The following is a 5,273-nucleotide window of genomic DNA, read 5'->3' on the forward strand; positions in this document are numbered from 1 at the left end:
CGTCTAATACGCTGCTATGCAAATCAGTAAAAAGGACCTAAATGTCAACTTATCCCGACGCAATTGGATACTTACGCAATCTTGGTCATTCAGAGGGTATCCCGTGGTTGGAAATGATCTGTGATGCGGCTGCTTCTGGAACAACAATTCTCAGTTCTTTCGACTTGGATACCCTTGTTCAGCTTTTTACAAAACGGGCAAGCTATCTCCGCCAGCCTGCGCCTCCGACCGTTGCAGCCCCTGCTGGGGCCACAGCGATAACTACTGATTGGCTTGAGAGTATTGGGCCTTTTCACGGCTTCAAACGCCTAGGTGATACGCTAGCGGCTTCGTTTCCAAAGCGGGTGAGTATTGTTTTCGGAGCAAATGGAAGCGGGAAATCTAGTCTATGTGATGCATTACAGATACTAGCTTCGAATGAAGCACCGAAACGACCACTTCATGACGTTCGTGCGACAACGGCGCCGAATCCTTCGTTCGATTTCAAGTTCGCGTCAGATGCAACTATTCAGAATTGGAGTTCACCGAGCAGTTACGGCTCCCGCGCGAGCGCTTTGAAGTACTTCGATTCGGGAGTCGCTGTTCACAACATCAAGAACTCTGTCCAACCTGGCAGGATTATTGAGCTCGCACCCTTTAAATTAGATATTTTTGTAACCGCTAAGAAACACTGTGAGGAACTGCGTGTAGAGCTACAAAGAATGCAAAATGAAAATGCAGCGCTACTCGAAGGGACAGAAAACCAGGTCCGCACAAAGTTTGCGACATTTGCAGGAACAGCACTAGCTACCTTGAGTAGTCAGAATACTGCGACGCTAAAAGCGCAGATAGAATCTGGTGAAACCTATACGAAAGATGGCGAACTTGAAGAGAAGCTCAAAAATAAAGCGGAGTTAGAAAAAGCGACATCAGAAGAAGGGCTTAAGCTGCTTAAGGGTGAGGTCTCTGCACTGAAAGCCCTGTATGGGGAAATTCATCCAATCCTGATCGCATCCGAAATGCTTATTGAAATTGATCCGGTTGTTCAGGCTAGAACTTTGAAGGAAAAAGAGGAAGAACTGGAAGTTCTGGCGAGAACTCTAATTCCCACAGGTGCAAATTTAGAAAAACTGATGGCACTTATCCGGCCTGCCAATGAAGTGTGCAATCTCCACTCGCCGGAGCCAGAAGTGTGTCCACTGTGCAGACAAGCGTTGGAAGTAACCGAGCTTGAGCTATTCAAGCAATACGCCGATCTTCTCACCGGCGAACTGGATGCTGCCATCAATCAACTCCAAAAGGTAATCGAAACCGCAGATAAGAACTTCAAAGTGGTTGGTGACTCTGTGCCTGATAGTTGGGCCAAGGACTCCGTCTTACCGCCGGAGAGAATCGAGCCCATCAAGTCTATCGGTAAGGTAATTCAAGAACGCTTCAAGAAGGGAGATTTAATCGATCAGGAGGGCGAGGCTGCCGCTGCTTCGCTCCGAGCCTTCGTGGATGAAGTTTCGAGAAGTATTGAGGAGAAAGCGGAACTAATCGAGAACGCCCGGAAAGACCGCGACAAGCTTCTTCGGCAGCTCAGTGAAGTTTCCACAGACTGTCAGGCTCTTCTTTACAGAAAGGAAATCACGGAGAATATTAATCTCATTAAGGAGGCATATCGTCGATCACAGAATGCTGATTATTGGGATTCAAATCTGCCGACATTCGCGACGGTACTACGGAAAGTTACTTCCACAGCCAAAAAGGCCCACAAAGAGCTTGTTGTGGAAGATTTCAAGGCTCGCTTGAACGATGAGTATCTTGCGCTAGCTGAAAGAGAGATGAGTGCCTTTGGTGTCGAGCTGAAAGATGTCGGTGGTGACGGAGCTGTCACAGTAGATCATCATATCTCTGGTCAAAAAATCGAAGCTGTATTGAGCGAAGGTGAGCAACGAATTCACGCACTTGCCTTGTTCTTTGCAGAGCTAGAAACCTGTGGGCAGCAAGTAATTGTCTTTGACGATCCAATCTCTAGCTTTGATTATAATTACATTGGTAACTACTCTAATCGTCTGCGCGATTTCATTCAAAAGCATCCGGCTCGTCAGGTCGTTGTGCTCACCCATAATTGGGAGTTTTTTGTTCAGATACAAACAACTATGAATAGAGCTGGATTAAATGGCCATACGGCTGTCTATGTCCTAGAAAGCTGCGTTGCGCTGGATGAATACAGCGAAAGTATTGACGATTTGAAGTCCGGTATCGATACTATTCTCGCAATTTCCGGAGAGCCTATTAAAGACCAGAAGGAGTCTATGGCTGGAAAAATGCGCCGGCTTATCGAAGCGGTTGTGAATACTCACGTATTTAACAAACAGAGGCATCAATTCAAGCAGAAGAGCCAACAGGTGTCAGCTTTCAGTGAATTTACGAAGGTCGTTCCTCTCCTTCAGGATGAGGCTCAGTCCCTGAGAGATCTTTTCGAGAAACTGAGCATTACCGAACACGATGATCCTAGAAATGCCTACGTAAACACAGATAAGGCAATGTTCGTAACCCGATACAACGCGATAAAAAATATTGAAACTGCAATTATTGGAAGGAAGTAGGATTTGTCGTGAAGCTTTTCAATATGCATATTTATGACGTGCGGAAGTATGCATAACAAGTAAATGGTACGGACACGTAAACGCGGCGTAGATTTTGGACGTTATCAGCATTGCCTCAACGTCCAGCTTTGGCCGGTTACTGTGGCTCAAGCTACTCAGGTAGTGGTGTGGCAATTGACGACCCAAAGCGGCCCTTCCGGTGAAAGCGACATGCTGATTCAGCCGTGTTATGCAGGAGGCACGATAATCTATGCTATACTGCCTATTTATACTTAATTTATTTTAATTTCAATGGCATAGGTCATAAATAAAGGGCTGTATAACCTCAACGAACGCGCTAGCGGGTTCATTGAGGTTATATAGAGGGGGTTATAATCACTATTATGTGCCACATCATTTATCAACATTGGACTATATGAAGAATCAACTTATTTTAATCGTATTAACACTTGTAACTCTTCTGTCAGCAGCAGGAATGATCGTGTTTATCAATATAGATAACTTATCTGCTTACGGTAGCATTCTTGCCGCTAGCGGGAGTTTTATTGCAGTCATTTGGTTTACTGGAAGTTTAAGATACCAGGCACAACAACTGAAAGAGCAAAGGGAACAGTTCCAAAAAGAATTTGATAGGTCTAATGAGGAAAGTAGACGCAATGCTTTGCTGTTAGCTAAAGAAATACTCATCACCGCTGAAAATCGAGCTTTGGCTGTAAATGGTGAATTGTCTTCAGTTGAGCAAATTTTTTCCAACTATATCAATTTCATTGAGTTTAGGGATATTTTTGAATCTCACGATCCCAAGGTTGTTCAAGAAAGTGTTAACAGTTGGTATAAAAAAGAAACTCCAGCAGTCGAGTTGATGAAAGGTATTAAAAGTGCAGCTCAAGTATATTTTATAGCTATTGATAAATTGGATGTTGATTATACAAAGTCGCCTGAAGATTTTGTCTATATTTATGGCTGTCACCTTTGGAGCCTTCCATTTTTTTCTACGTATCAAAGTAGTGCTATGTCACTATCTGAATATATGATGCGTCTGCAACCTGGAAGAAGAGCTGTTCATTTTGCTGCATTAGGAGCTGTGGCGAATCTAACAACAAGTGAAATCCTGAAAATGGATGAGATTCGAGCTGACATAGCTGAATACGAAATTAATGGCCGTAAAATTCCCCCAATTGCAGAAATACTTCGTGGTTAAGGCACATAACAAAGCTTTTAAGATGGATTCACAATGCTTGGCATTTTTGGTTTAATTCAGCTTAAGTGTTTACAGAATAATGGTTTAGGTCGGGTGGTTGCGTTGCTCACCACTCAACGCGGCGTTATGTTTCCAAGTAAAGGAAAAAAATTTGGATATTGATTTATTAAATCCTATTGGTGACGGTAGGTTTGCAGATGTATGGCTTGGTACCGATGAAATTGGGAGAAGAGTCGCAGTGAAGGTACTAAGAGAGGAAGGTAAGGGCGTTTCTACAATTTTAGACCATGCTAGGGCTTTGGTTAGGTCTAAGCATAACAATGTGGTCGATGTCTATTCTATCGAAAGTGTATGTATCCCTAATTTAGGTGATGAAAAGTGTATTGTCATGGAGCATGTTGATGGCATTACGCTGGAAAAACGGTTGAAAGACAATCTGACGAATCAAGAGGCCTATAGAATTGGCCATGAAATTTCGGAAGGTGTTAAGCATATCCATTCTCAAGGTCTAGTACATATGGACTTACACGATGAAAACGTGCTGGTTGAGACTGATGGAAACATAAAGCTAATTGATATTATGTACTTAAGCTCATTGAAAGATGTGCCGGAAATGGCACAGGAAGTTCGATTTAAGTTTGATAAAAAGCAGCTAATTGATCTCTTAAGTCAAATATGTTCCAAGTCTCCTCTCGGAAATGACGCAAAAATAAAATTTAACTCTGGAATCTCAGAAGAATCTGATCTTGAAGATATAACTCAAAGTTTCGAGAATGTATTTACACTGATTCGTCTTGACTTAGAGTATATGATTGACGCGTTCAAGGTGAATGGAGTGAATGCTAAACATTATAAATTTAGGTCAGAGTGTGCGCATGATGTGGATGAACTTAGGAGAATAATGGGTTCTGAAATTTTAAGTATTCAAACCCAACAGCAGTATTTTCCAGATAACGATGTTGACTTGATTACAACATCAGAACTAGATGATGTACGTAACTTTATGCGTCAAGTAGTCGATGGTCATGTGATGCTCCAAACAGTCCAATATTATTACGATTATACCGCAGAGAGAGATTATGACCTTTATTAGAAATGTCAAATAAAAACACTCGAACGCAGCATGGCTGCGCCGATGTTTGAGGCGTTAGGCGATAGGAGATCACATGGAAGAAAATTTGTGCAGTTGGGCGCCTGGGTTAGTAGTAGAGCTGATTAAGGCTATTGCATGGCCAATTACCGTGCTAATAATCGGGATTCGCTTTCGTACTGGCATATTTGAGTCTATTCAAATATTCTTTTCCAAAAATACAGTCTCAGAGGTGTCTGCGTCTGCATCTGGAGTATCGGCGAAATTTGTCGCTGCTCAGCAGTCACTAGAAGCTCTTGAGGGTTCAGGAGGTAACTCTGTTAATTTGCCAGAGAATATGAGCTTAGAGGCCATCAGGCAGCGGCACGAAGAACATAAAACGGAATTTAGTGAAGATATACTTGGTGGG

General features: G+C 42.8%; 4 protein-coding genes. All 4 read left to right on the forward strand.

The annotated features are described in order from the left end of the window. The first annotated feature begins 41 nt into the window (after positions 1-41). Complete coding sequence (locus ACT3UM_RS23935; RefSeq protein ID WP_498902510.1) at positions 42-2,573, forward strand: AAA family ATPase; 2,532 nt, start codon at positions 42-44, stop codon at positions 2,571-2,573. Positions 2,574-2,988: 415 nt separating this feature from the next. Then, on the forward strand, positions 2,989-3,774 hold the full coding sequence (locus tag ACT3UM_RS23940) for a hypothetical protein (RefSeq protein ID WP_498902512.1): 786 nt from the start codon (positions 2,989-2,991) through the stop codon (positions 3,772-3,774). Positions 3,775-3,925: 151 nt separating this feature from the next. Next, entirely contained in the window at positions 3,926-4,867 is a 942-nt protein-coding gene (locus tag ACT3UM_RS23945; RefSeq protein ID WP_498902514.1) for a protein kinase domain-containing protein, read from the forward strand. 73 nt (positions 4,868-4,940) lie between these two features. Further along, positions 4,941-5,273, forward strand: a 333-nt coding sequence (locus tag ACT3UM_RS23950; protein WP_498902516.1) for a hypothetical protein, incomplete at its 3' end; no start/stop codon positions are given.

Source organism: Halomonas sp. AOP13-D3-9 (genome assembly GCF_052379125.1).
Taxonomy (GTDB): Bacteria; Pseudomonadota; Gammaproteobacteria; order Pseudomonadales; family Halomonadaceae; genus Vreelandella.